This window comes from Stappia sp. WLB 29 (assembly GCF_023507705.1).
GTDB lineage: Bacteria > Pseudomonadota > Alphaproteobacteria > Rhizobiales > Stappiaceae > Stappia.
This window is the reverse complement of record NZ_JALBGD010000002.1, coordinates 214,011-240,447: the sequence shown is the minus strand read 5'-3', so window position 1 is coordinate 240,447 and position 26,437 is coordinate 214,011. Positions and strand designations below refer to the sequence as shown.

The 26,437-nt window shown below is 67.3% G+C and carries 24 protein-coding genes; 14 read left to right on the top strand and 10 right to left on the bottom strand.

Going from position 1 to position 26,437, the window contains the following annotated elements:
- Positions 1-63: 63 nt before the first annotated feature.
- The 4 genes from MNI96_RS04500 to MNI96_RS04485 form a co-directional block, all read right to left on the bottom strand.
- Entirely contained in the window at positions 64-1,176 is a 1,113-nt protein-coding gene (locus MNI96_RS04500) for an ATP-dependent DNA helicase (RefSeq protein ID WP_249690740.1), read from the bottom strand.
- 73 nt (positions 1,177-1,249) lie between these two features.
- Positions 1,250-2,281, bottom strand: a complete 1,032-nt coding sequence (locus tag MNI96_RS04495) for a 4-hydroxyproline epimerase (RefSeq protein ID WP_249690739.1) — start codon at positions 2,279-2,281, stop codon at positions 1,250-1,252.
- Between the two features lie 30 nt (positions 2,282-2,311).
- A complete protein-coding gene (locus MNI96_RS04490; RefSeq protein ID WP_249690738.1) occupies positions 2,312-3,556 on the bottom strand; it encodes an NAD(P)/FAD-dependent oxidoreductase in 1,245 nt (414 codons plus the stop codon).
- A gap of 57 nt (positions 3,557-3,613) precedes the next feature.
- A complete protein-coding gene (locus MNI96_RS04485; protein WP_249690737.1) occupies positions 3,614-4,510 on the bottom strand; it encodes a dihydrodipicolinate synthase family protein in 897 nt (298 codons plus the stop codon).
- Positions 4,511-4,624: 114 nt separating this feature from the next.
- Here MNI96_RS04485 and MNI96_RS04480 point away from each other — a divergent pair, with 114 nt between their 5' ends.
- Positions 4,625-5,335: a GntR family transcriptional regulator gene (locus tag MNI96_RS04480; RefSeq protein WP_249690734.1), complete on the top strand. Its 711-nt coding sequence runs from the start codon at positions 4,625-4,627 to the stop codon at positions 5,333-5,335.
- A 114-nt stretch (positions 5,336-5,449) separates the two neighbouring features.
- On the opposite strand, the gene MNI96_RS04475 is transcribed toward MNI96_RS04480, so the two are convergent.
- Positions 5,450-6,076, bottom strand: coding sequence for a hypothetical protein (locus MNI96_RS04475; protein WP_249690732.1), 627 nt, complete (start codon positions 6,074-6,076; stop codon positions 5,450-5,452).
- On the bottom strand, positions 6,073-6,723 hold the full coding sequence (locus MNI96_RS04470) for a hypothetical protein (protein ID WP_249690730.1): 651 nt from the start codon (positions 6,721-6,723) through the stop codon (positions 6,073-6,075). The genes MNI96_RS04475 and MNI96_RS04470 overlap by 4 nt, the downstream gene beginning before the upstream one ends.
- Before the next feature lie 181 nt (positions 6,724-6,904).
- On the opposite strand from MNI96_RS04470, the gene MNI96_RS04465 reads away from it, so the two are divergent.
- Positions 6,905-8,383 (top strand): DUF4403 family protein, encoded by a 1,479-nt coding sequence (locus MNI96_RS04465; protein ID WP_249690728.1) that lies wholly within the window; start codon positions 6,905-6,907, stop codon positions 8,381-8,383.
- 121 nt (positions 8,384-8,504) lie between these two features.
- On the opposite strand, the gene MNI96_RS04460 is transcribed toward MNI96_RS04465, so the two are convergent.
- Positions 8,505-9,149: a GntR family transcriptional regulator gene (locus tag MNI96_RS04460; protein ID WP_249690726.1), complete on the bottom strand. Its 645-nt coding sequence runs from the start codon at positions 9,147-9,149 to the stop codon at positions 8,505-8,507.
- Between the two features lie 186 nt (positions 9,150-9,335).
- Here MNI96_RS04460 and MNI96_RS04455 point away from each other — a divergent pair, with 186 nt between their 5' ends.
- Positions 9,336-10,499, top strand: a complete 1,164-nt coding sequence (locus tag MNI96_RS04455) for a pyridoxal phosphate-dependent aminotransferase (protein WP_249690725.1) — start codon at positions 9,336-9,338, stop codon at positions 10,497-10,499.
- An 11-nt stretch (positions 10,500-10,510) separates the two neighbouring features.
- Here the strand turns inward: MNI96_RS04455 and MNI96_RS04450 are convergent, their stop codons facing one another.
- Positions 10,511-11,287, bottom strand: coding sequence for an aminoglycoside adenylyltransferase domain-containing protein (locus MNI96_RS04450; protein ID WP_249690723.1), 777 nt, complete (start codon positions 11,285-11,287; stop codon positions 10,511-10,513).
- Positions 11,288-11,371: 84 nt separating this feature from the next.
- Entirely contained in the window at positions 11,372-12,061 is a 690-nt protein-coding gene (gene ctrA, locus MNI96_RS04445) for a response regulator transcription factor CtrA (protein WP_067218837.1), read from the bottom strand.
- Between the two features lie 383 nt (positions 12,062-12,444).
- Here ctrA and fliI point away from each other — a divergent pair, with 383 nt between their 5' ends.
- The 4 genes from fliI to MNI96_RS04425 all read left to right on the top strand — a co-directional run bounded on the left by fliI (position 12,445) and on the right by MNI96_RS04425 (position 15,245).
- Positions 12,445-13,770: a flagellar protein export ATPase FliI gene (gene fliI, locus MNI96_RS04440; protein ID WP_249690720.1), complete on the top strand. Its 1,326-nt coding sequence runs from the start codon at positions 12,445-12,447 to the stop codon at positions 13,768-13,770.
- Between the two features lie 29 nt (positions 13,771-13,799).
- On the top strand, positions 13,800-14,210 hold the full coding sequence (gene fliJ / locus MNI96_RS04435) for a flagellar export protein FliJ (protein ID WP_249690718.1): 411 nt from the start codon (positions 13,800-13,802) through the stop codon (positions 14,208-14,210).
- Positions 14,211-14,330: 120 nt separating this feature from the next.
- A complete protein-coding gene (locus MNI96_RS04430; RefSeq protein ID WP_249690716.1) occupies positions 14,331-14,804 on the top strand; it encodes an acetyltransferase in 474 nt (157 codons plus the stop codon).
- Positions 14,805-14,807: 3 nt separating this feature from the next.
- Positions 14,808-15,245: a paraquat-inducible protein A gene (locus tag MNI96_RS04425; protein WP_249690714.1), complete on the top strand. Its 438-nt coding sequence runs from the start codon at positions 14,808-14,810 to the stop codon at positions 15,243-15,245.
- A 10-nt stretch (positions 15,246-15,255) separates the two neighbouring features.
- Here the strand turns inward: MNI96_RS04425 and MNI96_RS04420 are convergent, their stop codons facing one another.
- Positions 15,256-16,326: a DUF2336 domain-containing protein gene (locus MNI96_RS04420; RefSeq protein ID WP_249690712.1), complete on the bottom strand. Its 1,071-nt coding sequence runs from the start codon at positions 16,324-16,326 to the stop codon at positions 15,256-15,258.
- Between the two features lie 170 nt (positions 16,327-16,496).
- Between MNI96_RS04420 and MNI96_RS04415 the strand changes: the two genes are divergently transcribed.
- The 7 genes from MNI96_RS04415 (at position 16,497) to MNI96_RS04385 (ending at position 26,410) form a co-directional block, all read left to right on the top strand.
- Positions 16,497-18,077 carry an aldehyde dehydrogenase (NADP(+)) gene (locus MNI96_RS04415; RefSeq protein WP_249690710.1) on the top strand — a complete coding sequence of 527 codons (1,581 nt, stop codon included), beginning with the start codon at positions 16,497-16,499 and terminating at the stop codon, positions 18,075-18,077.
- A 130-nt stretch (positions 18,078-18,207) separates the two neighbouring features.
- Positions 18,208-20,673: a mechanosensitive ion channel domain-containing protein gene (locus MNI96_RS04410; protein ID WP_249690708.1), complete on the top strand. Its 2,466-nt coding sequence runs from the start codon at positions 18,208-18,210 to the stop codon at positions 20,671-20,673.
- A gap of 364 nt (positions 20,674-21,037) precedes the next feature.
- Positions 21,038-22,642, top strand: coding sequence for an ABC transporter substrate-binding protein (locus tag MNI96_RS04405; protein ID WP_283776331.1), 1,605 nt, complete (start codon positions 21,038-21,040; stop codon positions 22,640-22,642).
- A gap of 125 nt (positions 22,643-22,767) precedes the next feature.
- Positions 22,768-23,775: an ABC transporter permease subunit gene (locus tag MNI96_RS04400; protein ID WP_249690706.1), complete on the top strand. Its 1,008-nt coding sequence runs from the start codon at positions 22,768-22,770 to the stop codon at positions 23,773-23,775.
- Positions 23,776-23,789: 14 nt separating this feature from the next.
- Positions 23,790-24,707, top strand: coding sequence for an ABC transporter permease subunit (locus tag MNI96_RS04395; protein WP_249690704.1), 918 nt, complete (start codon positions 23,790-23,792; stop codon positions 24,705-24,707).
- A 3-nt stretch (positions 24,708-24,710) separates the two neighbouring features.
- Positions 24,711-25,577 (top strand): ABC transporter ATP-binding protein, encoded by an 867-nt coding sequence (locus MNI96_RS04390; RefSeq protein WP_249690702.1) that lies wholly within the window; start codon positions 24,711-24,713, stop codon positions 25,575-25,577.
- Positions 25,574-26,410, top strand: a complete 837-nt coding sequence (locus MNI96_RS04385) for a dipeptide ABC transporter ATP-binding protein (RefSeq protein ID WP_249690700.1) — start codon at positions 25,574-25,576, stop codon at positions 26,408-26,410. The genes MNI96_RS04390 and MNI96_RS04385 overlap by 4 nt, the downstream gene beginning before the upstream one ends.
- The last annotated feature ends 27 nt before the right edge of the window (positions 26,411-26,437 follow it).

Below are 26,437 nucleotides of genomic sequence, written 5' to 3'. Positions count from 1 at the left end.
GACGCGAAGGCGGACGGCCGGAAGTGGAAAACCGCGTAGGCGAGGCCGGACCGGGACTCGGGCTCAGCGCACCACGGTGATGCGCTGCGCGGCGCGGGTGACGGCCGTGTAGAGCCAGCGGTCGCGATATTCGCGGAAGGCCCAGCTCTCGTCGAACAGGACGACATCGTCCCACTGCGAGCCCTGCGCCTTGTGGACCGTGAGTGCGTAGCCGTAGTCGAACTCGTCGGAGCGGCGCTTGAGGGCGTAGGGAATCTGGTCCGCGCCCTCCTCGAACAGGCCCGGCAGCACCTTGACCTGCACCCGGCCCTTGCCGGCGGCCTCGTCCTCCGGGCGCACGTCGAAGCGCAGCGTGTTGCCCTTGGACGGGCGCAGCCGCTCGACGGTCCACAGCCCGCCGTTGAGCAGGCCCTTGGCCTTGTCGTTGCGCAGGCACACCAGCTTGTCGCCGACCGCCGGCATCTGCGTCGTATAGCCCTTCAGCTCGCGGATGCGGCCGTTGTAGAGCCGCCGTGTGCGGTTGGTCCCGACCAGCACCTGGTCGCTGGCGAGGATCGAGGCGGCGTCGATCTCGCGGCGCGAGATGATGCGGCTGTCGCCGTAGCGGCCTGCCTCCAACTCGCCGCCCTCGCGGATCAGCATCGACATGTGGACGATCGGGTTGTCGCGCGCCTGGCGGTGCACCTCCGACAGCATCACGTCGGGCTCCGCCTCGGTGAAGAAGCCGCCGCCCTTGACCGGCGGCAGCTGCGCCGGATCGCCGAGCACCAGCACCGGCGTGCCGAAGGACAGGAGATCGCGGCCGAGATCCTCGTCGACCATCGAGCATTCGTCGATGACGATCAGCTTGGCCTTGGAGGCGATGCTGTCGCGGTTGATCGAGAAGCTGAGGCTTTCCTCGTCGTCCTCGGTCTCGTCCTTGCGCCCGCGCGGCCGGTAGATCATCGCATGGATGGTGGTGGCGTCGACGCAGCCCTTCTGGCGCAGCACATGGGCCGCCTTGCCGGTGAAGGCGCCGAAGGCGACATCGCCATTGATGCCCTCCGCCAGATGGCGGGCGAGCGTCGTCTTGCCCGTGCCGGCGAAGCCGAACAGGCGGAAGACCTGCTTGTCTTTCGATTTCAGCCAGCGCGCCGTCTCGTCGAGCGCGTGCCGCTGCTGGGGCGACCAGTCCATGAAGCGAATCGGATCCCGAGTTGGTTCGCTCCCTTCCTACAGGCTTCGCGCCCGCCTGTGCACCCGCTTCAGTTCATGGGCGCGGATAGAGCTTCACCCCCGTGCCGGTGACGGAGAAGCCCGTCATGTAGGGGTCGCGCTCGTCCAGCGTGATGGTGGAGGTGCCGGTCTTCACCGCCCAGCCCTCGATGGTGGGGATGATGGCCGGCCGGCCGCCGACGGTGGTCTCGGACTTCACCCCGCCGACGAACAGCGAGCCGATGACGCTCTCGTGCACGAAACGGTCGCCGACCTTCAGCCGGCCGCGCGCATGCAACTGGGCGAGGCGGGCCGAGGTGCCGGTGCCGCAGGGGCTGCGGTCGATGGCCTTGTCGCCGTAGAAGACGGCGTTGCGCGCGTCCGCCCCCGGCTGGGTCGCCGGGCCCGTCCACTGGATATGGGTGATGCCGCGGATGCGCCCGTCCTCCGGATGCACCATCTCGTACGCCTCGTTGAGCGCAACCCGAAGCGCCGGGCTGATCGCCACTAGCCGGTCGACGTCGATGGCGCCGACGCCTGCGAAATTCTCCTGGGGCTCGATGATCGCGTAGAAATTGCCGCCATAGGCGACGTCGAAGGTCAGCCGGCCGAGCTCCGGGCAGTCGATCTCAAGATCCTGCGCGGCAAGGAAGGAGGGCACGTTGGTCAGCCGCACGGAGGTGACGTGCTCGCCCTCCATCTCGTAATCGGCAAGCACCAGACCGGCGGGCGTTTCCAGCCGCGCCTGACCGGGCGTGCGCGGCACCAGGAGCCCCTCCTCGATCGCCATCGTCACGGTGCCGATGGTGCCGTGGCCGCACATCGGCAGGCAACCGGAGGTCTCGATATAGAGCACGCCGATATCGCAATCCGCGCGCGTCGGCGGATAGAGGATCGAGCCGGACATCATGTCGTGGCCGCGCGGCTCGAACATCAGGCCGGTGCGGATCCAGTCGTAGCGCTCAAGGAAGTCCGCCCGCCGCGCCAGCATGCTGTCGCCGGCAAGGTTGGGTCCCCCGCCCGCGACGAGCCGCACCGGATTGCCGCAGGTATGTCCGTCGATGCAGAAGAACGTATGCCGCGCCACGGCTGCCTCCTTGAGAAAGAACCCAGACTGTCAGAACCGGTCGACCGCATAAGGGGCAAGGTCGATGGCCGGCCGCTCGCCGGCAACGAGGGCGGCGACGAGTTCGCCCGTCGCCGCCGCCTGCGTCAATCCGTGGTGGGCATGGCCGAAGGCGTGGATCAGGCCGGGGACGCGGCGGCTCGGCGAGATCACCGGCAGGCTGTCGGGCAGCGAGGGACGAAAGCCCATCCAGCGCTCGCCGGTCTCGGCCTTGAGGTTCGGCACCACCTTGCCGGCGCGCGCGACCAACGCGTCGACCCGCCGCCAGTCGGGCGCGGCCGCAAGCCCGCCGAACTCCACCGCCCCGCCGATGCGCAGGCCCTTGGCCAGCGGCGACAGCACGAAGCCGTAGCCGGGGAGCATGATGAAGCGGCGGAAGGAAACGCCGGGCTCGGGCACCGTGATGTTGTAGCCGCGCTCGGTGTCGAGCGGCACGTCCTCGCCGATGCCGGCGGCAAGCCGGCGCGACCACGCCCCGCAGGCGAGCACCACATGCGGCGCGCGGCGCACCGGCCCCTCGCGCATGCGCAGCATGATGCCCTCGCTGCCGCGCGCCAGCGCCACCACCTCGCCCCGCTCTATGATGCCGCCGCGGGCCCGCACATGGGCGGCGAGATCGAGACACAGCCCGTGCGGGTCGTCGACCTGCACCCAGCCGGGAAGGAAGGCGCCGCCGGCGACCGTGGGGCCGAGATCGGGCTCCATGTCGCGCAGCTCGGGACCGCCCAGCTCGCGCACCTCGATGCCGTGGTCGCGCTGCAGCTGCCAGCCGGCGCGCGCCCGCGCGATCTCGGCCGGCTTGTCGAAGACGTCGAGACAGCCCTCACGCTTCACGCGGTGTAGCGTGCCGCTGTCCTGCCACAGCCGCTCCCACGCGGGCAGCGCGGCAGCATTGAGCGCGGCGATGGCCGAGATCGACCGGCGCCAGGCGGCCGGCCGCGAGGCCTGCACGAAGCGCAGCATCCAAGGCAGAATGGAGAGGGCATAGGACGGGCGGACGGTCAGCGGCCCGAGCGGGTCGAGCAGCCAGCCCGGCGCCTTGCGCCAGATGCCGGGCGAGGCGAGCGGGGCGACATCCGTCCAGGCGATGCCGGCGGCATTGCCCCGCGAGGTGCCGCTGCCCGGCTCGCCCCGGTCGATCACCGTCACCGCATGGCCGCGCGCGAGCAGCGCCGCCGCCGTGGCGAGGCCGATGATGCCGGCCCCGATGATGGTCACTTCGGACCTGTCGTCCATCCGTCCTTCACGCCCCAATAAAGCCTGTCACCGTACCCGGCCGGCGCCGCTCCCGCCTCAGAGCGCCGGCAGCTGCGGCCGCGTTTCCAGCGCTGCGCGGATGATGCCGTCGACCCGCTCTGCTTCCGCGCCGGACAGGGCCATGCGCGGTGCGCGGCAGCGGTCGTTGGAGCCGATGGCATGCACTTCGGCGCGCTTGATGTTCTGCACCAGATTGGTCGAGACATCGAGATCGAGCAAGGGGCGGAACCAGCGGTAGATCGCCCGCGCCTCCTCGATGCGGCCGGCCTGCGCCAGCTTCCAGATCGCCACCGTCTCCTTCGGGAAGGCGACGACGAGACCGGCGACCCAGCCGGTGGCGCCCATGACGAGGCTTTCCAGCGCCAGGTTGTCGACGCCGGTGAAGACGTCGAAGCGATCGCCGAAGCGCGAGATCACCTCGCTGACGCGGCGGATGTCGTCGGTGGACTCCTTCATCGCCACGACCAGCGGCTCGGCGGCCAGCTCATCGAACATCTCCAGCGTCACGTCGACGCCGTAGGCGACCGGGTTGTTGTAGATCATCGACGGCAGGCCGGACCCGCGGACGACCGCGAAGAGATGCGCCAGCGTTTCGTGCGGGGCCGAGCGATAGGGCACGCCCGGCAACACCATCAGGCCGTCGGCGCCGGCCTTTGCCGCGGCCTGCGCGGCGGAAACCGCGCGGCGGGTGGAGCTTTCGCACACGGTCATCAGGACGGGGCGGCTGCCTGCGACGGACGACTTGGCCAGCTTGAGGATCTCGAGCTTCTCTTCGCCCTCGAGCGCCATCGCCTCGCCGAGCGAGCCGCAGACGATCAGCCCGTCGACGCCCGCCTCGACCTGGAGCGCGAAGCAGCGCTCCATCTCGGCCATGTCCAGCCGGTCGTCGCTGGTGAACTTGGTCGTTACCGCCGGAAACACACCGCGCCACATGATAGAAACTCCCTTGCCGCCATCTGATATATCAATTGTCGAACGCACAGTCCCACGCGGCTTCCCTTCTGTCAACGACTGATATATCAAGAGAGAGAAGCGAGAGGAGATGTCATGACCGCCAGCCCCGCCGGAGGCGAACGCGCCGGACCTGCCGAGTTCGGCTCCGCCAGCCAGGATGGCGAGGAAAGCCGGGCGGCCCGCGCCTATCGCGCGCTGGAGGAGCAGATCGTCACCCTGCGGCTGGCGCCGGGCACGGCGATGACGGAAAGCCGCATCGCGGCGCTGCTGGACATGGGCCGCACGCCGATCCGCGAGGCGATCCAGCGCCTCGCCTGGGAGGGGCTGGTGACCATCCGCCCGCGCCTCGGCATCCTGGTTGCCGACATCAACCCGGCCGACTTCGCCCGGGTGCTGGAAACCCGCCACGCGCTGGAGATCCTGCTGACCGGCTCGGCCGCGCATCTGGCCAGCCGCGACGAGCGCGACCGGCTGGGCGCGTGCGCCCGCGCCATGCGGGACGCTGCCGCCGCCGGCGATGTCGACGCCTTCCTGCGCGAGGACAAGACCTTCGACGAGATCGTCGCGGTGGCCGCGTGCAATCCCTTCGCCGCCCGGGTGGTGGCGCCGCTGCAGACCCATTCGCGGCGGTTCTGGTTCCGCTATTTCGGCGAGAGCGACCTCAACTCCGCCGCCTGGCACCACATGGAACTGATGCAGGCCATCGCCTCCGGGGACGTCGCCCTCGCCCGCTCCCGCGCCGACGACCTGATGCACTACCTCCGCCGCCAGGCGATGACGCTGACGGGCGGGCTGGAGAGGTAGGGGGAGCCCCCTCGTCAGCATGTCCTAAGACTGCAATCGCCTGACAGAGACCCGCGACGAGAACCGGGCACGGCCGGCTCTCGTCCTTGGCATGGGAATCTGCCCAATGCGCAGTTACGCCGCCTTGACGGGAAGTTTCAGGCCCAGCAAGCGCTCGAGCAATTCGTACTGCGTCTGGGCGTCGAGTGAAGCGGCAAGCTGGTCCTGGTGGGGCTTCGACAACTGCTCGTAATCGCTGAGTGACAACCTGATCAGCCGTATGGCTTCGTCATTGAGATCCGATGCAACGGATGCCAGTCGATCGATCGTGCCTTGAATGATGCCGGCATCCCTGCGGAGCAACATCTGGCTTCTGTCTCGCCCCTTGTAGTCGGTGAACGCGCCGGGATTGGCCCGCACAGCCAGCTCCCATTCGGCGTCGAGACGGTCGGCTTCGGCCAGCAACCGGCCGCGCTCCGCTTCCAGTCGCCCAGCCTCTTCGGAAAGGCGCCTGGCCTCGCAGACCAGCCGCTTTCCCTCCAGCGCGAGATTGAGTGTCGCAGAGCGGAACCCCAGCGCGCCGACGACAACGTCGACCTTTTGCTTCTCGTCGGCCAGGCTGCGAACGCATGCAGCGTGGTTTTCCTGCCCGAGGCGGGCGACCATGCCAGCGGCAAAATCGGCGGCGCTCTCCTGTGCTTCAGCGGTTGTGAAGGCGGTCAGGAACAGCGTCGCAACTACGCAGAAGACGGTTTTTCTCATGCGGCCTGCTCCACGTGCCCGATGGCATCGGCGATCTGGGCGAGGTGCTCCCGGTAGAGCTGCTCCAGCTTCCCCAAAGACCTGATCCGAACGTTGTTGGTGCCGATCCGCTTCAGGAAGCCGAACTTTGCCAGAAGAATAACCAGTGTCCGGCAGCTCTCGGGAGCCATCAGTTCGATCAGCAGCGACGACAGGCTGGACTGATCGAAGCGCAGCTCTCCCCATTCGGCTTCGTCGACCAGCATCTGGATCTTGCCATCATCGAGGATGCCACTGGCAAGCCGGTCCCGCGACAGGCCCTCCGGCGTATGGGCCAAATTGTCCTCGCGCATCTGGGCGAGCTTGGCCCCCAAAGCTTCATTGTGCATCTCGAGCCGGCTGCGCAGCAGGGCGGGATCGCTCATGCCGGTCTCTTCGAAGAGGAAGAAGATCTCCGCGATCTGAACGACGCCTTCCGACTTCAGCTGCCGGAGTTCTTCAGGAGAGAGCGAGGGCGCGGCCGATTCCTTGCCGGTCTCGGCAAGATGTGCCATGGCGTGCTCGACGAGCCGGCGCATGAGTGTGGCGCGAGCCAGCCGGATCGCGCGCAATACCGTAAGTTCACGCGACAGCGTCACCGGATGCCCCCTCAGGTGGTCGTCGGTCATTCCCAAAATTTGGGATTGAAACCGAACTCTAGGTCAAATCCTGAGACCCGGCAACACTCCGGGAATTCTGTTCTCCCACCGACAGCTAGATGAGGTCTGGTCAGATCAACGGCGGATGGCCGCCGTTCCGAAGACCCCGCGAATGCCTGACGCATTCGCATCGAAGCTGGAGGAGACCGACATGACCAGGAAGACCATCATCACCGTGGCATCTCTCGCCACTCTGGGAGCCGGTGCTGCGGCCGTGGCCTCCACGAGCATGTTCACCGACGCCTACACGATCGCGCCGCCTGCGGTCTCGACCAAGTTCAAGGCCGACGAGATGATGTCGTCGGTCAGCGTGCCGCTGACCGTCAATCTCGCCGCGCTGGAGAAGGAGCTGAACGCCAGGATCCCCGACACGCTGCACACGATCAACGAGTCGCGCGGCGGCTGCTTCAAGAAAAAGATCGGCTTCATCAAGGTCAGCATCGGCTGCTCGATCAGCGGCCGGGTGTGGAAGGCTGGCAAGTTCAGCCTGACGGCGGCCGGAGACAGCATCCGGGCCAGCATGCCGATCAACTTCGAAGCGACGGTTCGCGGTCGGGGCGACATCGGGAAGAACATCCGCGAAACGGGCCGTGGCTGCGCGGAAGTCACGGCGCTGATCAAGCCGGGCATTTCGGCAAACTGGAAGCCGTCCGCACAGGTTTCGACGGATTTCCGGTGGTGCAAGCGCCCCTATATCGACCTGCTCGGCATCAAGATCACGATCGGCTCCAAGGTCGAGCCGAAGGTCAGGGAAGCGCTCGCCGATCTCCAACCGAAGATTGCCGAGGCGCTGGCCGCAGCGGATATCCGCACCGAGGTCGAGAAGGCCTGGATCAAGCTGCATCGCCCGCTGACGGTCAACGCCGATCCTGCGGTCACGGCGGTGGTCAAGCCGGAAAGCGTGCATTTTGGCGGTTTTCGCTTCGCCAACAACATGATGACCACGAGCCTTGCCCTGCGTGCCAGCCTGAGCACCACGGTGGGAAGCCATGGCGCGGAAACCAGCTTGGCGCCGCTGCCGCCGCTTCACGGCATGGACGGTGTCGATCGAGGCTTCAACATGGCCGTACCGGTGCGCATCTCCTATGAGGAGATCCGAAAGCTGCTCGAACAGAGCGACATGGGGGCGCGGCTCGCCAGGGAAGCCGGACTTGAGCCGCAGCAGCTTGGCGTCTCGAACATCGAGGTCTATGCCGCCAAGGATGCCCTCGCGATCGGCTTCGACATCAAGGTGGACACCGGAAGCTGGTTCGACAGCCGGGGGCGTGTCTATCTCACGGCCAAGCCCGTGGTCGACATGGCAAAGCGCGTGGTCACCTTCGAGAACCTCGGCTTCACCGCCGCCACAGACAATGCCGCAGTGCAGGCAGGCGTGCTCCTTGTCGGCAGCCGCCCGGTGATAAAGCTGACCGAGCGGCTCGTGGAAGTGCCCTTCGGCAAGGACCATGCCGCCCTGATCGAGAAGCTGAACGACGAGATCAACAAGCGGATCGACGATGATCTGCAGATCGAGGGACGTGTCGACGCGGTTGGCGTAAACAGCATCCAGTTCGGCCCGGATCACCTGCATATCGGTGTCCATGCCAAGGGGGCGGTCCAGGTGATCTACGGCGTGCCGGCAGCCGGTTGATATCGCCTCATCGTCCAGAATGAGCCCCCGTGCCGGTAGCCGGCGCGGGGGAAATGTGTTCAGGACGCAGAGGGGACAGGCGACCGGCGAAATCGCAAACGCGGTGTATGTCCAAATTCCCCTACCCCGGCAATGCCGCAAGCAGGGCCTTGCCGGCTTCCTCGATATGGGTGCGCAGGATCTCCTGCGCGGCCGCCGCATCTCGGCGGCGGCAGGCGGCGAGGAGTTCGCGGTGCTCGCGGTCGGAGCGCACCGCGTAGTCGAGCTGGCGAATGGCGATGCGCAGGTAGCGGTCCGCCGCATCGTGCAGCAATGAGATATGCGCGAGCAGGCGCGGGCGGGCGCAGGCCTCGTACAGCGTCATGTGGAAGCGCTTGTTGAGCGCGCCGAACGCCTCGATGGGCGCGGTTTCCAATTCGCCCTGGATGCTTTCCGCCCGATCGATCCGGCTTTCGGTGAGCTCGGGGATCGCATGGCGCAGGGCAAAGCACTCGGCCAGCACCCGCATCTCGTGGATCTCGGCAAGATCGCGCGCGTCGATGGCGGCGACGCTGGCGCCGCGATTGCGGACCATCTCGACGAAGCCTTCCGCCTGCAACAGGCGCAGCGCCTCGCGCACCGGCATGCGGCTGACGCCATAGGCCTCGGCAATCGTCTCCTGGCGCAGCGGCTGGCCGGCGGCAAGTTCCCCGGAAATGATCCGCTCGCGCAGCTGGTCGGCGACGGACCGCGTCTGGTCGCGGCCCTTGGCGCCTGCCGTCTGCATCCCCTGCCCTCTGTCGCCCGATCCGCTCGCCGTCATGATCCGCCTGCCTGTCCGTCCTTTTGGCAGCAAGGGCTGACCGCGCGCCTTGCCGCGATCCGCCCCGATTCCCTTTCGCCCTCGACAATTGACATAGCCCGCCAGGTTCTGCATTCAATATCTTAAATTGGATCCAATAAAGAGAATCGTATGACAGTTTCCCGTCTGCGCCACATCCCCGGCATCAATGTCGACAAGATGGGCGATGCCGCCGACGCGCTCGGTGATCCGGACATGCTGCGGCTGGAAAACCTCGACACGGACATCGCCCCGCCGCGCGCCGCGCTGGAGGCGACCCGCGCCGCGGTCGAGGCGGACGCGGCCAACAGCTACCTGCCGTTCCTCGGCATCCATGCCTTGCGCGAGGCGGCCGTCGCCCGGATCGAGGCCGACATGGGCGTCGCGTATGATCCGGAAGGAGAATGCATCGTCTCGGCCGGCGGCCTCTCCGGCATTCTCAACGTGCTGCTGGCGATCCTGGAGCCGGGCGACGAGGTGATCATCACCGATCCGGCCTATGCCGGCCTGCTCAACCGCATCCGCCTGGCCGGCGGCGTGCCGCGTCTGGTGCCCTTGAAGGTGGCGGAGGGCGGCTGGCGGCTGGACCTGGAGGCGCTGGCCGCCGCTCGCTCGGACAAGACCCGTGCGGTGCTGACCATGAGCCCGTCGATGCCCTCGGGCATCGTCCATGACCTTGAGGAGTGGCAGGCGATCTGCGATCTGGTGCGGCAGACGGGCGCCTGGCTGCTGCACGATGCGGCGATGGAGCGGATCCTTTATACCGATGCGCCGGTTCTGCATCCGCTGCAGTTTGCCGACATGCGCGAGCGCACCGTCACCGTCGGCAGCGTCTCCAAGGAATACCGGATGATCGGCTGGCGTGTCGGCTGGATCGTCGGCCCGCGCGCTCTAATGAACGATGTCGGCCTCGTCAGCCTGTCCAACGTGGTCTGCCAGGTCGGCATCGGCATGCCGGGTGCGGCCGCCGCCCTGACCACCAGCGACGACGGGGTGGCGCAGGCGTCCGCCCGCTGGCGCGCGCGGCGCGACCTGATCCTTGCCGAGCTTTCCGACCTGCCCTGCGTCAGGCCCGACGGCGGCTGGTCGCTGCTGATCGACACGGCCGCGCTCGACCTGCCGCCGGAGCGGGCCTCGGCGCTGCTGCTGAAAAAGGGGCGGATCGCAGCGACCGCGATGACCGGCTGGGGCGCGCCGGGCCAGGCCGGACGCTACCTGCGCCTCGTCTTCGCCAACGAGCCGCGCGCCCGCCTTGCCGGGATCCGCGAGCGCTTCCGCGCTGCCTGGGGGATGTGAGGGCGGCAGCGCTAAAGCCGGGTCTCGATCTCGCGGGAAAGATGCCCGGCGACCTCGCGCAGGAGCGCGGGCGGGCCGAGCTCGGCATCGCCGGCAAGGCCGAGATAGGCGTGGCGCGCGGCGCGCAGCACCTCGCCCGTACTCCCGCCGAAGGCCGCGGCGGCCTTTTCGGCCGCCTCGTCCTTGGACAGGAAGGCGCCGGTGCCGGCGGTCCACCACATGCGCGCCAGCGTTAGCACGACGTTGCGCGCGTCGCCGTCGAGCCCCTCGACCAGTCCCGGCAGGAGCCGCCGCATCGCCTCGCGGACCTGCGCGATGCCGATCTCCGGCAGCAGGTCGGTGGCAGTGGGCCCGGCAATCGGCACGGCCTGCCGGTGCGCCTGCGCCAGAACCAGGGTATGCTCGGGATCGGCAAGCGGCTGCGGCACATCGCCCGCCTCGAAGGCCTCGCGCAGCCATTCGCCGTAGACGAAAGTGCTTTCCATTGCGGCGGAGAGGCGGGCAAGGGCTGAGCGGTCGAACACCATCAGCTCGAGGCAGCGCGGCCCGCCGACAGGTGCCGGATACGGCGCCGAGATCCCCAGCAGCGCCTCGAGCAGCCGGCGGCGCGCAGGCGCCTCCGGCGGGCGGTCGACGACAGCCAGAAGATCGAGGTCGCTATGCGGGCGCAAGCCGCCGGCAACGGCCGAACCGTGCAGGTAGAGCCCGGCAAGCGGCATGTCGGCCTCGGTCTGCAGGATCGCGAGAACCGCCTGCGCCTGTTCCGGAATGTCGACCTCGTCCCGCATGGTCCCTCTCGAAACGACGAAGACCCCGCCGGATGGCGGGGCCTTCGATCAGATCTCAAGACCTCGGTCGCAGGGAAGGCCGGCTCAGGCCGCCTTCTCTTCCGGCTCGCGCAGCACGTAGCCGCGACCCCAGACGGTCTCGATGTAGTTCTTGCCCGACGTTGCGGCCGCCAACTTCTTGCGCAGCTTGCAGATGAACACGTCGATGATCTTCAGTTCCGGCTCGTCCATGCCGCCATAGAGATGGTTCAGGAACATCTCCTTGGTGAGCGTCGTTCCCTTGCGCAGGGAAAGCAGCTCCAGCATCTGGTATTCCTTGCCGGTCAGATGCACGCGCTGGCCGGAGACCTCGACCGTCTTGGTGTCGAGATTGACCACCAGGTCGCCCGTGGTGATGACCGACTGGGCATGACCCTTCGAGCGGCGCACGATCGCATGGATGCGGGCCACGAGCTCGTCCTTGTGGAACGGCTTGGTCATGTAGTCGTCGGCGCCGAAGCCGAGCCCGCGAACCTTGTCCTCAATGCCGGCGAGGCCGGACAGGATCAGGATCGGGGTCTTCACCTTGGACACGCGCAGCGTCCGCAGGACCTCGTAACCCGACATGTCGGGCAAATTGAGATCCAGCATGATGATGTCGTAATCGTATAGCTTGCCGAGGTCGATGCCTTCCTCGCCAAGATCCGTCGTGTAGACGTTGAAATTCTCGGACTTGAGCATCAGCTCGATGCTTTGCGCCGTTGCGCTGTCATCCTCGATCAACAGGACACGCATGCCAATCCCCTATGTCTGCCTATCCTGGGCAAGCCGCGCCGGCCAGTACGCTCCCGGTGCTAAGGACTGCGGTTAACCTCGACTCACTGTGTGAGACAATGGTTAACAAATTCTGATTCACACCTGCAAGCGCCGATGAGGCGAGTTTGGAAAACTTTTCCAAATGCTTGAAAATTCGATGGAAATCCTTTCCATAAAATCTTCAAGCGTCACATTAACAAGCCGCTGTAAACGACTCAGGTGACTCAACCTCTACGCCGGACGCGGGACCCAGGATGGCTCGCCATCCAGAACCCTCGACATTAAGATTAACCAAACTTGTAAACGATAGGTTACCGTACCCTCGCTTTCTGGGACCTTCTTTACCGAGCCTTGAGGATCAGATGGACCCGCTCTTTGCCGAACTCGAAGCCCTGATGCCCGCACAGATCTACGGCCGGGTGGTCGCCGTGCAGGGCCTCCTGGTCGAGGTTGCCGGCCCCGTGCACGAGATGAGCGTCGGCGCCGTGCTGGCCGTGGAGAGCGGGGAAAACGGCCCCGCCGTGCCGGCCGAGGTGGTCGGCTTCCGCGACGAGCGCGCGCTGTGCATGCCCTTCGCCGGGCTGGAGGGCGTGCGGCTCGGCTGCCGCGCCGTGCTGATGGCACGCGAGAGCCTGGCCCACCCTTGCGACGCCTGGCTCGGGCGCGTGGTCAACGCCATGGGCGAACCGATCGACGGTCTCGGCCCCCTGCCTGCCGGCGGCGAACCGCGGCGGCTGCGGACCAACCCGCCGGCGGCCGGCGAGCGCGGCCGCGTCGGCCCGCCGCTCGACCTCGGCGTGCGCGCGCTCAACACCTTCGTCACCTGCTGCGAGGGCCAGCGCATGGGCATCTTCGCCGGCTCGGGCGTTGGCAAGTCGGTGCTGATGTCGATGATCGCCCGCAACATGGCCGCCGATGTGGCGGTAATCGGCCTGATCGGCGAACGTGGCCGCGAGGTGCAGGAATTCATCGAGGACGACCTCGGGCCGGAGGGCCTTGCCCGCTCGGTCGTCGTCGTCGCCACCTCCGACGAAAGCGTGCTGATGCGGCGCCAGGCCGCCTATCTCACCATGACGGTGGCGGAGCATTTCCGCGATGCCGGGCGCAACGTCATGTGCATGATGGACTCGGTCACCCGCTTCGCCATGGCCCAGCGCGAGATCGGCCTGTCCATCGGCGAGCCGCCGACCTCCAAGGGCTACACGCCGACCGTCTTCACCGAACTGCCCAAGCTGCTGGAGCGCGCCGGGCCGGGCCGTCCGGGATCCGGCTCGATCACCGGCCTGTTCACCGTGCTGGTGGAGGGCGACAACCACAACGAGCCGGTCGCCGATGCGGTGCGCGGCATTCTCGACGGCCATATCGTCATGGAACGGGCCATCGCCGAGCGCGGACGCTATCCGGCGATCAACGTGCTGAAATCGGTCTCGCGCACCATGCCGCGCTGCGTGCCGGACGAGATGCAGCCGGTCCTGCGCAAGGCGCGGGCGCTGATGGCGACCTATTCGGACATGGAGGAGCTGATCCGCCTCGGCGCCTATCGCCGCGGATCGGACCCGGTGGTGGACGAGGCCATCGCCCGCCACGACCGGCTGGAAACCTTCCTCGGCCAGTCGAAGGGCGATGCAAGCACGATCGGCGCAGGCTATAATGAACTTGCCAACCTTTTGGAAATGACTCTCGCTTAAGTTGGTGTGCGCAACGGGAGTAACGAGTAATGAAGTCGCGTGAGAGTCTCATTCGCCTGAAGCAGTTTCAGGTCGACGAGCGCCGTCGCCAGCTGGCGCAGATCGAGTCGATGGTCGACGAGTTCAAGCGCATGGCCCGCGAGCTGGACGACCAGATCCTCGCAGAGCAGCAGCGAGTCGGCATCACCGATGTCGGACACTTCGCCTATCCGACCTTCGCCAAGGCCGCGGCCCAGCGCCGCGACAACCTGCTGAACTCCGCCGAGGAACTGAACGGCCAGCTGGAAGCCGCGCGCGAGGACCTGCGCGAGGCGCTGGAAGAGCTGAAAAAATTCGAGCTGCTGGAAGAGCGCGACCAGATTCGCGAACGCCAGGAGCGCGATGCGGCCGAGCAGGATGCCCTCGACGAGGTCGCTGCGCGCCGCAAGACCCGGATCTGATGCCGGACGGAGCGCGCAGGGCAAGCCTGCGAACCGGCTTCCCGAACCTGCCTTCAAGGGGCCCGCAGCGCGGGCCCTTTTGCATTTGCGCTTCCCCGCCTTGCGTGGGATAGCAGCGGCATGTGGACGATACGATACGCAGGCGCAGGCGAAAGCGCAACGGCCATCGCGATCTGGCGCCGCGCCGTCGCGGCCACTCACGATTTCCTCACGCCCGAGGACTTCGCCGAGATCGAGGAAATGGTGCGCGGCTTCCTGCCCGAGGTGCCGCTGACCCTCGCCGTCGACGCGGACGGCACGGTGGCCGGCTTCATGGTGCTGAGCGCAGGGCATCTCGATGCGCTGTTCATCGATCCCGCCGCCCACGGCCGGGGTGCGGGACGCGCGCTCGTCGCCCACGCGCTGGAACGGTTTCCGCGCCTCGTCACCGACGTGAACGAGCAGAACAGGGGTGCCGCCGCCTTCTATGCGCGCCTCGGGTTCACCGTCGCCGGCCGCTCCGAGCGCGACGACCAGGGGCGCCCCTATCCGCTGCTGCACCTGGTGCATGAGGCGGCCGAGGCCGCCGCGGATGCGGCCCTGCAGGACGGCTGAACCATGCGCGTGCTTCTCGCCCTGCTGCTGCCGGCGGCCACGACCTGCTTCATTCTCGGCCTGACGCTGCCGCTGCTGGAGCTGGAGCGGCTCTATTTTCTCACCGACCGTCCGGCGCTGCTCGCGCTCGTCGCCGGGCTGTGGCGGGAGCAGGAAACGCTGCTGGCCGTAGTGGTCGGGCTGTTCTCAATCGCCTTTCCGGCCGCAAAGATCCTCGCCCTGCATGTGGCGGCTATTGCCGGCCGCTCGGGGATCGGCCATGCGTTGATGCATGCGCTCGGCAAGTGGTCGATGATGGACGTGATGCTGGTGGCGCTGGTCGTCTTCGCCGCCAAGACCAGCGGACTTGCCGCGGCGACCAGCCTGCCGGGCCTGTGGTTCTACGCCTCGGCCACGGTGATGACCGCGCTCGCGGCCGCCATCGTCTCGCGCAGCCGCTGAACGGACGCGCTCAGGACAGCGGCGCGCCGTTCGGACGGTGGCTGCGCGGCTGGCTCGGCCCGCCGGTCGTTGTCGCGCGGGTGCGGCGATAGGCATCGAGCCAGCGCATCGCCTGGGTCTCCGGAATGCCCAGATGCTTGCACCGCAGATGCGCCAGCGCCAGGAACACCTGGTCGGAGGTGCCGGAGACCCGGCACAGGCCGATCAGCTCGTCGATGCCGGACTGGTACACGGCCCGCTGGACGGCGGCCACGCTCTCGCCGGTCTTGCGCGCCAGCAGCTCGAACGCATCGCCCGTGCGCCCCTCGGCCAGCAGCACCAAGAGGATCGAGCCGAAGCCGTACTTGCCCTCCTGAACCAGACGCCAGGCCTCGTCCACATCGCAGGACTCCATGAACAGGTTGTATCTCGTCCGCAGCTCTTCGCTGTCCGCCTCGGGCGTCGTCAGATCGCCCGGATCCGCGCCGCTGAGGATCGCCTCCAGCCGGACGCGGGTCGCGGCGTTCACATGCGGAATCAGCCACTCGCAGATCAGCGGCGTCAGGTCGCCGCGCGCCGCCATGCTGGACCGCAGGCGCGTATCGGAGAGCGAGCGCTTGGCCAGCGTCCTCAGCGCCCAGTCGGACAAGCCGCTGCGCCGGTTCTCCGCCAACGCCCGCCAGACCTTGGTCGGGCCCCGCTCCACCAGAGCATCCGACACCCGGCCCGGCAAGGCCTCGCGCCGGGCGACGACCAGGAGATGGCTCTCCGGCATGCGCCGGGCGATCTTGACGAGATCGGCCTCCGTCAGCGCCGGGCTCAGCTCCAGCATCGGCGTTGCCACGACGATCTCGTCGGTGGCGAGCCGATAGGCGATCCGGTGCGGCGTCTGGTTCCACGGCGCCATGCGCTGGGACAGGTGCGCACGCACCTTCAGCTCCGCCCCGTCGAGCAGTTTCATGATGATCTCGCAGAACAGCCGCAGCTCCTCGTCGCTGTGCTCTCCGACGCGATCCAGAAAAAGATCGGCGACGCGCTGCAGCAACCTGCTGCGCGCCTCGCGAGTCGGGTTGCGAGCGAGCTTCAACAGTTCGTTGAGCATCCGATGTCCTTTTGCGGCTCTTTGAAGCTGACACGTTCAGGTTACCAATCCCTTGCCGAACACGGCTGGATGGCAGGCTTGATTCCATGCTGATATATCAATAGTCGAGTAGATGGGCAGCTACGCTGGCCTGCCATATGCCTTTCGTTACTGACGCGCTGGAGACTCCCATGCCGAACGGTCATCACCTCGTCGCCGGCGACTGGATCGCCGGTCCCGGCGCCTTCCACGCCCTCGATCCGGTCAGCGGCGATCAACTCGCCCCCGCCTTCGCCGAAGCCGATGCGGCGCTGGTCGACAAGGCCGCACGTGCGGCGGACGCCGCCTTCCCCGACTATGCCGCCCGTCCGATCGCCGAGCGCGCCGCCCTCCTGCGCCGCATCGCGCGGGAGATGGAGATCGACGGCGAGGCCATCGTCGCCCGCGCGGTGCGCGAGAGCGGGTTGCCCGAGGCGCGCCTGACCGGCGAGCTCGGCCGCACCACCGGCCAGCTGCGCTTTTTCGCCGACTGGATCGAGGCCGGCCACTGCTTCGACGCCCGCATCGACACCGCGCAGCCGGACCGCAAACCGCTGCCGCGCCCCGACATCCGCTCGATCCTGCGACCGCTCGGGCCGGTCGCCGTGTTCGGCGCCTCGAACTTCCCCCTCGCCTTCTCCACCACCGGCGGCGACACCGCCTCGGCCCTGGCCGCCGGCTGCCCGGTCGTGGTCAAGGGGCACCCCGCCCATCCCGGCACGGCCGAGCTGGTCGCGCGCGCCGTCGCCGCCGCGATCCGCGCCTGCAACATGCCGGCCGGCATCTTCTCGCTGCTGCAGGGCGCGGGCCATGCCTCGGGCGCGGCGCTCGTCGCCCATCCGCTGATCTCCGCCGTCGGCTTCACCGGCTCGCTGCGCGGGGGCCGCGCACTCTTCGACATCGCGGTCTCGCGGCCGCAGCCGATCCCGTTCTACGGCGAACTCGGCTCGATCAACCCGGTCTTCGCCCTGCCGGCCGCCCTTGCGGCGCGCGCGGCAACGCTCGGCGCCGACTGGGCCCGCTCGCTGACACTGGGCACCGGCCAGTTCTGCACCAATCCCGGGGTCGTGGTGGCGCTGGAGGGCGACGGGCTGGAGGCGTTCCTGGACGCAGCCGACGAGGTGCTCGCGGGCGTTCCCGCGCAGGCCATGCTGACCCCCGGCATCGCCGGCGCCTATCGCCGCGCCGTCGACGCACGCACCGGGGAAGCGGCGCTTTCGAAGCGCGCAGCCAGGGCGCCTGCGAGCGAGACGCCCGGTACCTGCCACGTCACGCCGGCGGTCTTCGAGACGACGGCCGCCGCCTTCCTCGCCTCGCATGCCCTGCAGGAGGAGGTCTTCGGGCCCGCCGCCCTGGTCGTACGCTGCCGCAGCGAGGACGAGCGGCTGGCAGTCGCCGCCACGCTGGAGGGCCAGCTGACCGCGACGCTGCTGATGGAACCGGGCGATGCCGGCGACATGACGACCGCCCGCAAGCTCGTTCCGGTGTTGGAGCGCAAGGCCGGCAGGCTGCTGGTCAACGGCTTTTCCACCGGCGTCGAGGTCTGTCATTCGATGATGCATGGGGGCCCGTATCCTGCCTCCACCGACACCCGCTCCACCTCGGTCGGGTCGCGTGCCATCCTGCGGTTCCTGCGGCCGGTCGCCTACCAGAACCTGCCGGCGGAGCTGCTTCCCGAGGGCCTCGGCGACGATTCCGAAGGTCCGCGTCTGGTTGACGGCACGCCTCGATAGGGTAGGTAAAGAGGAGAAACCTCCGGGAAACGGTCGACATGCCGGCCGTTTCCGAGACCGCTGTCTAGCGTCCTGCCTGCCCGCTTGCAGGCGGCACGGGCTGCCGACGCGGCAAAAAGAAGGACGCCGCATGCCCTGCAACGGACGCTTCGCCCGTCTCCTCCCCCTCCTGCTTGCCGCCCTCCTGCTGCTGCCTCCGAGCCTGGCAGGGCCGGTTTTCGCGCAATCCGGCCAGCCGGCAACGCAGCAAACGGGCGAACAGGCGTCGGGAGGTCCGGCGGGAGCCGCACAAGCCGTCGCACAGACAAGGCAGGACGCGGAAGCGCTGATCCGCCTGCTGCAGGATCCAGGCGCGCGCGACGCGCTCGTCGACTATCTGCGGCGTGGCCCCGCGGACGCTCCAGCCGCAGGGACGCCCTCCAGCGCACCGGCAAGCCCACCCGCCGGAACCGCACCATCGGAAGCCTCGCCCGCCGCAGCGGAAGGGGAAGTGGCGCCGGCCGAGGTCGAGCGCCAGCCGACGCATATCGCCCTGCGCATCGCCAACGCGACGCAGAACGTGCTCGCCGAGGGCATGGTCTATGTGGAGCGGATCGCCCGCTCCTTCACCTCGCTGCCGACCGCACTGTCCTACAGCGCGGGGGCCAACTGGGAGCGGGTGCAGAGCATCCTGCTGCAGTTGGCGATCATCGCCATTGCGGTTTTCGCCATCGTCTCGCTGCTGCACCGCCTTGCCGACCGGCTGTTCGCGCGGCTGATCGGCCATGAGCAGTCGATGACCGTGGTGAAGCGCGTCACGCTGCTGGTCCTGCACCTCGTCGCAGAAGCCGCGGTCGTGGCCGTCGCGCTCGGCGCCGGCTATGCGATTGCACTCTATACGGGCGAGAACCCGCGCCATGTCGAGCTGGTGGAATCGCTGTTCCTCAACGCCTTCTTCTTCATCCAGGCGGCGAAGGTGTTGACGCGGTTCGCGCTGAGCCCGGAATTCGCCGCCCTGCGCCTGGTGCCGCTCGACGACGAGCAGGCGCTCTACTGGCGCCGCTGGCTGTTCACCATCTACAACGTGCTGGGTTACGGCACGATGGTGGTGGTGCCCCTGATCGCCAACAACATCTCCTTCCTGCTCGCCGACTCGGTGCGCATGATGATCGTGCTGGCGAGCGTCGCGATCGCCATTTCCGCGATCATGCGCAACCGCCTGGCGACCCGCGAGCGCATCCTCGGCTATGGCGAACGCCAGTCGAACCTCGTCACCACCGGCCTCGTCGAGATCGTCGCACGCACCTGGCACATCGTCGCCATCATCTACGTGCTGCTGCTGCTCGGCGTCTGGCTGTCGCGCCCCTTCGACGCGGTCACCTTCATGGTCCGCGCCACCGTCATGTCGGTGCTGACGGTGATGGTCGGCACCATCGTCTCGCTGGCGCTGACCCGCACCATCTCCGGCGGCGTGCACCTGCCGCAGAACGTGCACGAGCGCCTGCCGATGCTGGAACGGCGGCTCAACACCTTCGTGCCGCGGGTGCTCTCGCTGGTGCGGCTTGCCGTCTTCGTCGGCGTCATCCTCGGCATCCTGCATGCCTGGGGCATGATCGATGCGCTGTCGTGGTTCAGCACGACGGACGGCCAGGACTGGACCAGCCGTGCGGCCTCCGCCGGCATCATCCTCGGCGTCGGCTTCCTGATCTGGCTCGCGGTGATGAGCTGGGTGGACCTGCGCCTCAATCCGCGCGGGCGCCTGCCGACATCGCGCGAGAAGACGCTGTTCAACCTGTTCCGCAACGCCTTCTCGATCCTGCTCGTGGTGATGATCACGCTGCTTGCCCTGTCCGAGATCGGCGTCAACATCGGCCCGCTGATCGCCGGTGCCGGTGTCTTCGGCCTCGCCATCTCCTTCGGTTCGCAGAAACTGGTGCAGGACATCATCACCGGCGCCTTCATCCAGTTCGAGAACGCTATGAACGAGGGCGACGTGGTCACGCTGGGCGGCGTCACCGGCACGGTGGAAAAGCTGACGATCCGCTCGGTGCGCCTGCGCGACATCGACGGCACCGCCCACATGATCCCCTTCTCGACCGTCGACCGGGTCGCGAACTTCATGCGCGGCTGGGCCTATCACGTGGCGGCGATCGGCGTTGCCTACGACAGCGACCTGACCGAGGTGAAGCTGGCCATGCATGCCGCCTTCGACCGGCTCATGCAGACCGACTACAAGTCGGAGATCCTGGAACCGCTGGAGATGCACGGCATCACCATGTTCGGCGACAGCGCCATCACGGTGCGTGCCCGCATCAAGACGCGCCCGGGATCGCAGTGGGCGGTCGGCCGCGCCTACAACGAGTACATCAAAGCCGCGTTCGACGAGCGCGGAATCGAGATCCCGTTCCCGCAGGTCACCTATCACATGCCGCCGAAGGCCATGACCGGCGAGGAGGACGAGAAGGTGATCGAGGCGACGGCCAAGCCGGTGCGCGGCAAGGCAGCAGCCGGCGAGGACGAAGCTCAGGCCGCCCTGCCCGATGCCGCCGCACCCAAGGCCCCGCGCCGCCGGCGCAAGAAGAAGCCGCAGGACATCCCCTCGGAAGACGAGGTCTGATTCTCCGTGATCTCCCAGCCGACCACGTGCAGCCGGGCGCCATGCGCCCGGCTGTCGCGTTTTTGGGGAAGCCCGGCAAGGCATGACGTATTGCAGGACACACACAACCGGATCATCATGCCGGGGCATGAAGTTCGATTGAAACCAAGTATCCGGCACACTTGCCAATTGTGACGAGCAAATTCCTCCACCACCGTCTCGTCAGGTTATTTATCCCAAAACACGGCGAAAATAGAAAGCATCATCCTGTTGTAACCGGTTTCGGGCGCGACTAATGTGCCCTCAAGGCCGCTTGCGGAAAAACAACCTTCCCAAAGGGAAGCACAGGCCGCGGCGCGCCGAATCTTCAAACGGGAGAGTATCCATGATCATTCGCCGCAGCATGAAGGCCGCCCTTCTGGGCGTCAGCCTTGCCCTGTTCGCGACAGGCGCAGCCTCGGCCAAGAACCTCGTCTATTGCTCGGAAGGTTCGCCGGAAGGCTTCGATTCGGCGCTCTACACCGCCGGCACCACGTTCGACGCCTCGTCCAAGCCGGTGTTCAACCGTCTCGTCGAGTTCAAGCGCGGCACCACCGAGGTCCTGCCGGGCCTGGCCGAGAGCTGGTCGGTCTCCGAGGACGGGCTGGAATACACCTTCAACCTGCGCAAGGGCGTCAAGTTCCACACCACGTCCTTCTTCACGCCGACCCGCGACTTCAACGCCGACGACGTGATCTTCTCCTTCGAGCGCCAGCGCGACCCGAACCATCCGTGGCACGCCTATACCGCCGGCGCGTCCTGGGAGTATTTCAACGGCATGTCGATGCCCGATCTCATCAAGGAGATCGTCAAGGTCGACGACCATACGGTGAAGTTCGTGCTGAACCGGCCGGAAGCGCCGATGATCGCCAACCTCGCCATGGACTTCGCCTCGATCCTGTCGGCCGAATATGCCGACAAGCTCGCTGCCGACGGCAAGATGGACATGATGAACCAGGAGCCGGTCGGCACCGGTCCCTTCTCCTTCGTCGGCTACCAGAAGGATGCGGTCATCCGCTACCAGGCCTTCGCCGACTACTGGGGCGGCAAGCAGCCGATCGACAACCTGATCTTCGCGATCACGCCGGACGCCTCGGTGCGCCTGCAGAAGCTGAAGGCCGGCGAGTGCCACGTGATGCCGTATCCGGCACCGGCCGACATCGCCGACATCAAGGCCGATTCCAACCTGAACCTGATGGAGCAGGAAGGCCTCAACGTCGGCTACCTCGCCTACAACACCCAGATGGCCCCCTTCGACAACCCGAAGGTCCGCAAGGCCCTCAACATGGCCATCAACAAGCAGGCGATCCTCGACGCGGTGTTCCAGGGCGCCGGCCAGGCGGCCAAGAACCCGATCCCGCCGACCATGTGGTCCTACAACGACCAGATCGTCGACGATCCGTACGATCCGGACGCGGCGAAGAAGATGCTGGACGAGGCCGGCGTCTCGGGCCTCAAGATGAAGGTCTGGGCGATGCCGGTGCAGCGCCCGTACAACCCGAATGCCCGCCGCATGGCCGAGCTGATCCAGGCGGACTTCGCCAAGGTCGGCGTCGAGGTCGAGATCGTCTCCTACGAGTGGGGCGAGTACCTGAAGCGCTCGACCGAGAAGGACCGCGACGGTGCCATCCTGCTCGGCTGGACCGGCGACAACGGCGATCCGGACAACTTCCTCGCCGTGCTGCTCGGCTGCGACGGCGTCGGCGGCGCCAACCGCGCCCAGTGGTGCCACCAGCCCTTCGACGACCTGATCCAGAAGGCCAAGACCATCTCGGACAAGGCAGAGCGCACCAAGCTCTACGAGGAGGCCCAGGTGGTCTTCAAGGAGCAGGCGCCGTGGGCCACCATCGCCCATTCGGTGGTGTTCATGCCGATGTCGGCCAAGGTGTCCGGCTATGTCATGGATCCGCTCGGCGGCCACTGGTTTGACGGCGTCGACATCACCGAGTAAACCGCGCGCCGCCGCGGCTTGACCGCTCCGGGGACGATCTCCCGGAGCGGACAGGCCCGGCCAACGCCATCCCGCACCGGCCCGGATCCAGTCCGGGGCCGGTGCGGTCGTTTTGGACGCATTCGATGATCCGTTTCCTGTTCGGCCGTCTGGCGCTGCTCGTCCCGACCTTCATCGGCGTGACGATCGTCGCCTTCGGCTTCATCCGCCTGCTGCCGGGCGATCCCGTCCTGTTGCTGGCCGGCGAGCGCGGCCTCAGCCCCGAGCGCTACAACCAGCTGATGGAGCAATTCGGCTTCTCCGAGCCCATCTGGCGGCAATATCTCGACTATATCGCCGGCGTTCTCACCGGCGATCTCGGCAACTCCATCGTCACCAAGAAACCGGTCTTCGACGAGTTCATGGCGCTGTTCCCCGCGACCGTCGAGCTGGCCCTGTGCGCGATCGTGATCGCGGTGGCGCTCGGCATCCCGGCCGGCATCCTCGCCGCCGTCCGCCGCGGTTCGGTCGCCGATCAGGCGATCATGGGCACCGCGCTGATCGGCTATTCGATGCCGATCTTCTGGTGGGGCCTTCTGCTGATCATCCTCTTCTCCGGCATCCTGCAATGGACGCCGGTCTCCGGCCGCATCTCGCTGATGTATTTCTTCCCGCAGGTCACCGGCTTCATGCTGATCGACAGCCTGCTTTCGGGGCAGAAAGGGGCCTTCCAGTCGGCCGTCAGCCACCTGATCCTGCCTTCCATCGTGCTGGCGACGATCCCGCTGGCGGTCATCGCCCGCCAGACGCGTTCGGCCATGCTGGAGGTGCTGGGCGAGGACTATGTGCGCACCGCAAGAGCCAAGGGCCTGGCGCCGCTGCGCGTCGTCGGCCTGCATGCGCTGCGCAACGCCATGATTCCAGTGCTGACCACCATCGGCCTTCAAGTCGGCGTGCTGCTGGCCGGCGCCATCCTCACCGAGACGATCTTCTCCTGGCCGGGCATCGGCAAATGGATGATCGACAGCATCGCCCGCCGCGACTACCCCGTCGTCCAGGGCGGCCTGCTGATGATCGCCCTCATCGTGATGATCGTGAACCTGACGGTCGACATGCTCTACGGGCTTGTCAATCCGCGCATCCGCCACACCTGAGCCGGGGCCGAGCCATGACCGACACACCCACTCCCGCCGTCTCCGTCGAAGCCGAAAGCCGCAATGCCACGCGGCAGATGCTCGCCGAGTTCTGGTTCTACTTCTCCCGCAACCGCGGCGCCGTCGTCGGCCTCGTGGTCTTCGTCACCCTGGTGCTCGTCGCGCTCGCCGCGCCGGTCGTCGCGCCGCACGATCCCGACATGCAGTATCGCGACAGCTTCCTCACCCCGCCTTTCTGGTCGGAAGGCGGCAAGACGGCCTTCCTTCTCGGCACCGATGCGGTCGGCCGCGACATCCTCTCGCGACTGATCTACGGCGCGCGCTTCTCGCTGTTCATCGGCCTCGTCGTGGTGACCATCGCCCTGACCGGCGGCATCGTGCTCGGCCTCGTCGCCGGCTATTTCCGCGGCTGGGTCGACACCGTGATCATGCGGGTGATGGACGTGGTCCTCGCCTTCCCCTCGCTGCTGCTGGCGCTGGTGCTGGTCGCCGTGCTCGGGCCGGGCCTCGTCAACGCGATGATCGCCATCGCCCTGGTGCTGCAGCCGCATTTCGTCCGCCTGACCCGCGCCGCGGTGCTGGCCGAGCGCAGCCGCGACTATGTGGTGGCCGCAAGGCTCGCCGGCGCCGGCAACCTGCGCCTGATGTTCAAGACGATCCTGCCGAACTGCCTGGCGCCCTTGATCGTGCAGGCGACCCTGTCCTTCTCCAACGCGATCCTCGATGCGGCCGCCCTCGGCTTCCTCGGCATGGGCGCACAGCCGCCCACCCCGGAATGGGGCACCATGCTGGCGGAAGCGCGCGAGTTCATCCTGCGCGCCTGGTGGGTGGTGACCTTCCCCGGTCTTGCGATCCTGATCACCGTGCTCGCCATCAACCTGGTCGGCGACGGGCTGCGCGATGCCCTCGACCCCAAGCTGAAGCGGAGTTGACCGATGAGCCTGCTCGAAATCCGCAATCTCAGCGTCGAATTCGACACCGCTGCCGGCCCGTTCCGCGCCCTTGCCGGCGTCGACTACACGATCGAGGCCGGAGAGGTGCTTGCCATCGTCGGCGAAAGCGGCTCCGGCAAGTCGGTCGCCATGCTGGCCCTGATGGGCTTGCTGCCCGACACCGCGACGGTCACCGCCGACAAGATGACCTTCGAGGACATCGACCTCCGCTCCCTGTCCGCGGCGCGCCGCAGAAAGGTCATCGGCAAGGACATCGCGATGATCTTCCAGGAGCCGATCGCCAGCCTCAATCCGTGCTTCACCGTCGGCTTCCAGCTCGACGAGGCGCTGAAAACCCACACGAGCCTCGACCGCCGGCAGCGCCGCGACCGGGTGATCGAACTGCTCACCGCCGTCGGCATTCCCGAGCCGGAACGCCGCGTCGGCGCGTTCCCGCACCAGATGTCGGGCGGTCAGTGCCAGCGGGTGATGATCGCCATCGCCACCGCCTGCAATCCGAAGCTGCTGATTGCTGACGAGCCGACCACCGCGCTCGACGTCACCATCCAGAAGCAGATCCTCGACCTTTTGACCGGCCTGCAGCGCGACCACGGCATGGGCCTCATCATGATCACCCACGATATGGGTGTCGTCGCCGAGACCGCCGACCGGGTGGTCGTCCAGTATCAGGGCCGCCAGATGGAAACTGCCGACGTGCTCACCCTGTTCGAGAACCCGAGCAATCCCTACACCAAGGCGCTGCTGTCGGCCCTGCCCGAGAACGCCACCGGCGACCGGCTGCCGACCGTTGCCGATTTCGCCAGGGACTACGCCAAGGAAACCCAGGCCGGCACGGAGGCACGCCCATGAGCGATGCGATCCTCAAGGTCCGCGACCTCAAGCGCGGCTACGAGATCGGCGGCGGTCTGTTTTCCGCCCCGCGCCTGCTGCACGCCGTCAAGGGCGTCAGCTTCGACGTGGAACGCGGCACGACGCTGGCCGTGGTCGGCGAGAGCGGTTGCGGCAAGTCGACCCTTGCCCGCATGCTGACGATGATCGACGCCCCGACCTCCGGCTCCATCGAGATCGACGGAACGCCGATCGATATCGCCCGCAGCGGCATTACGCGGGAGATGCGCCAGGCGGTGCAGATCGTCTTCCAGAACCCCTACGGCTCGCTCAACCCGCGCCAGAAGATCGGGGCGGTGCTGGAAGAGCCCCTGCTGCTCAACACGTCGATGAGCGCGGCCGAGCGGCGTGACGCGGCGCTCGCCATGCTGGCAAAGGTCGGGCTCAAGCCGGAGCATTACGGGCGCTATCCGCACATGTTCTCCGGCGGCCAGCGCCAGCGCGTGGCGATTGCCCGTGCGATCATGCTGCGCCCGCGCCTCCTCGTGCTGGACGAGCCGGTCTCCGCGCTGGATCTCTCCGTGCAGGCGCAGATCCTCAATCTGCTTGCCGACCTGCAGGACGAGTTCGGCCTCACCTACGTCTTCATCAGCCACGACCTGTCGGTCGTGCGCTATATCGCCGACAAGGTGATGGTGATGTATTTCGGCGAGGCGGTCGAATACGGCACGCGCGACGAGGTCTTCGAAAACCCGCAGCACGACTATACGCGTACGCTGTTCGCGGCGACGCCCAAGGCCGATGTCGCCAGCATCCGTGCCCGTCTGGAAAAGAAGAAGGCCGCTGCCGGCTGAGTGCCGGGGCGGCCGAAGCACCTGGTT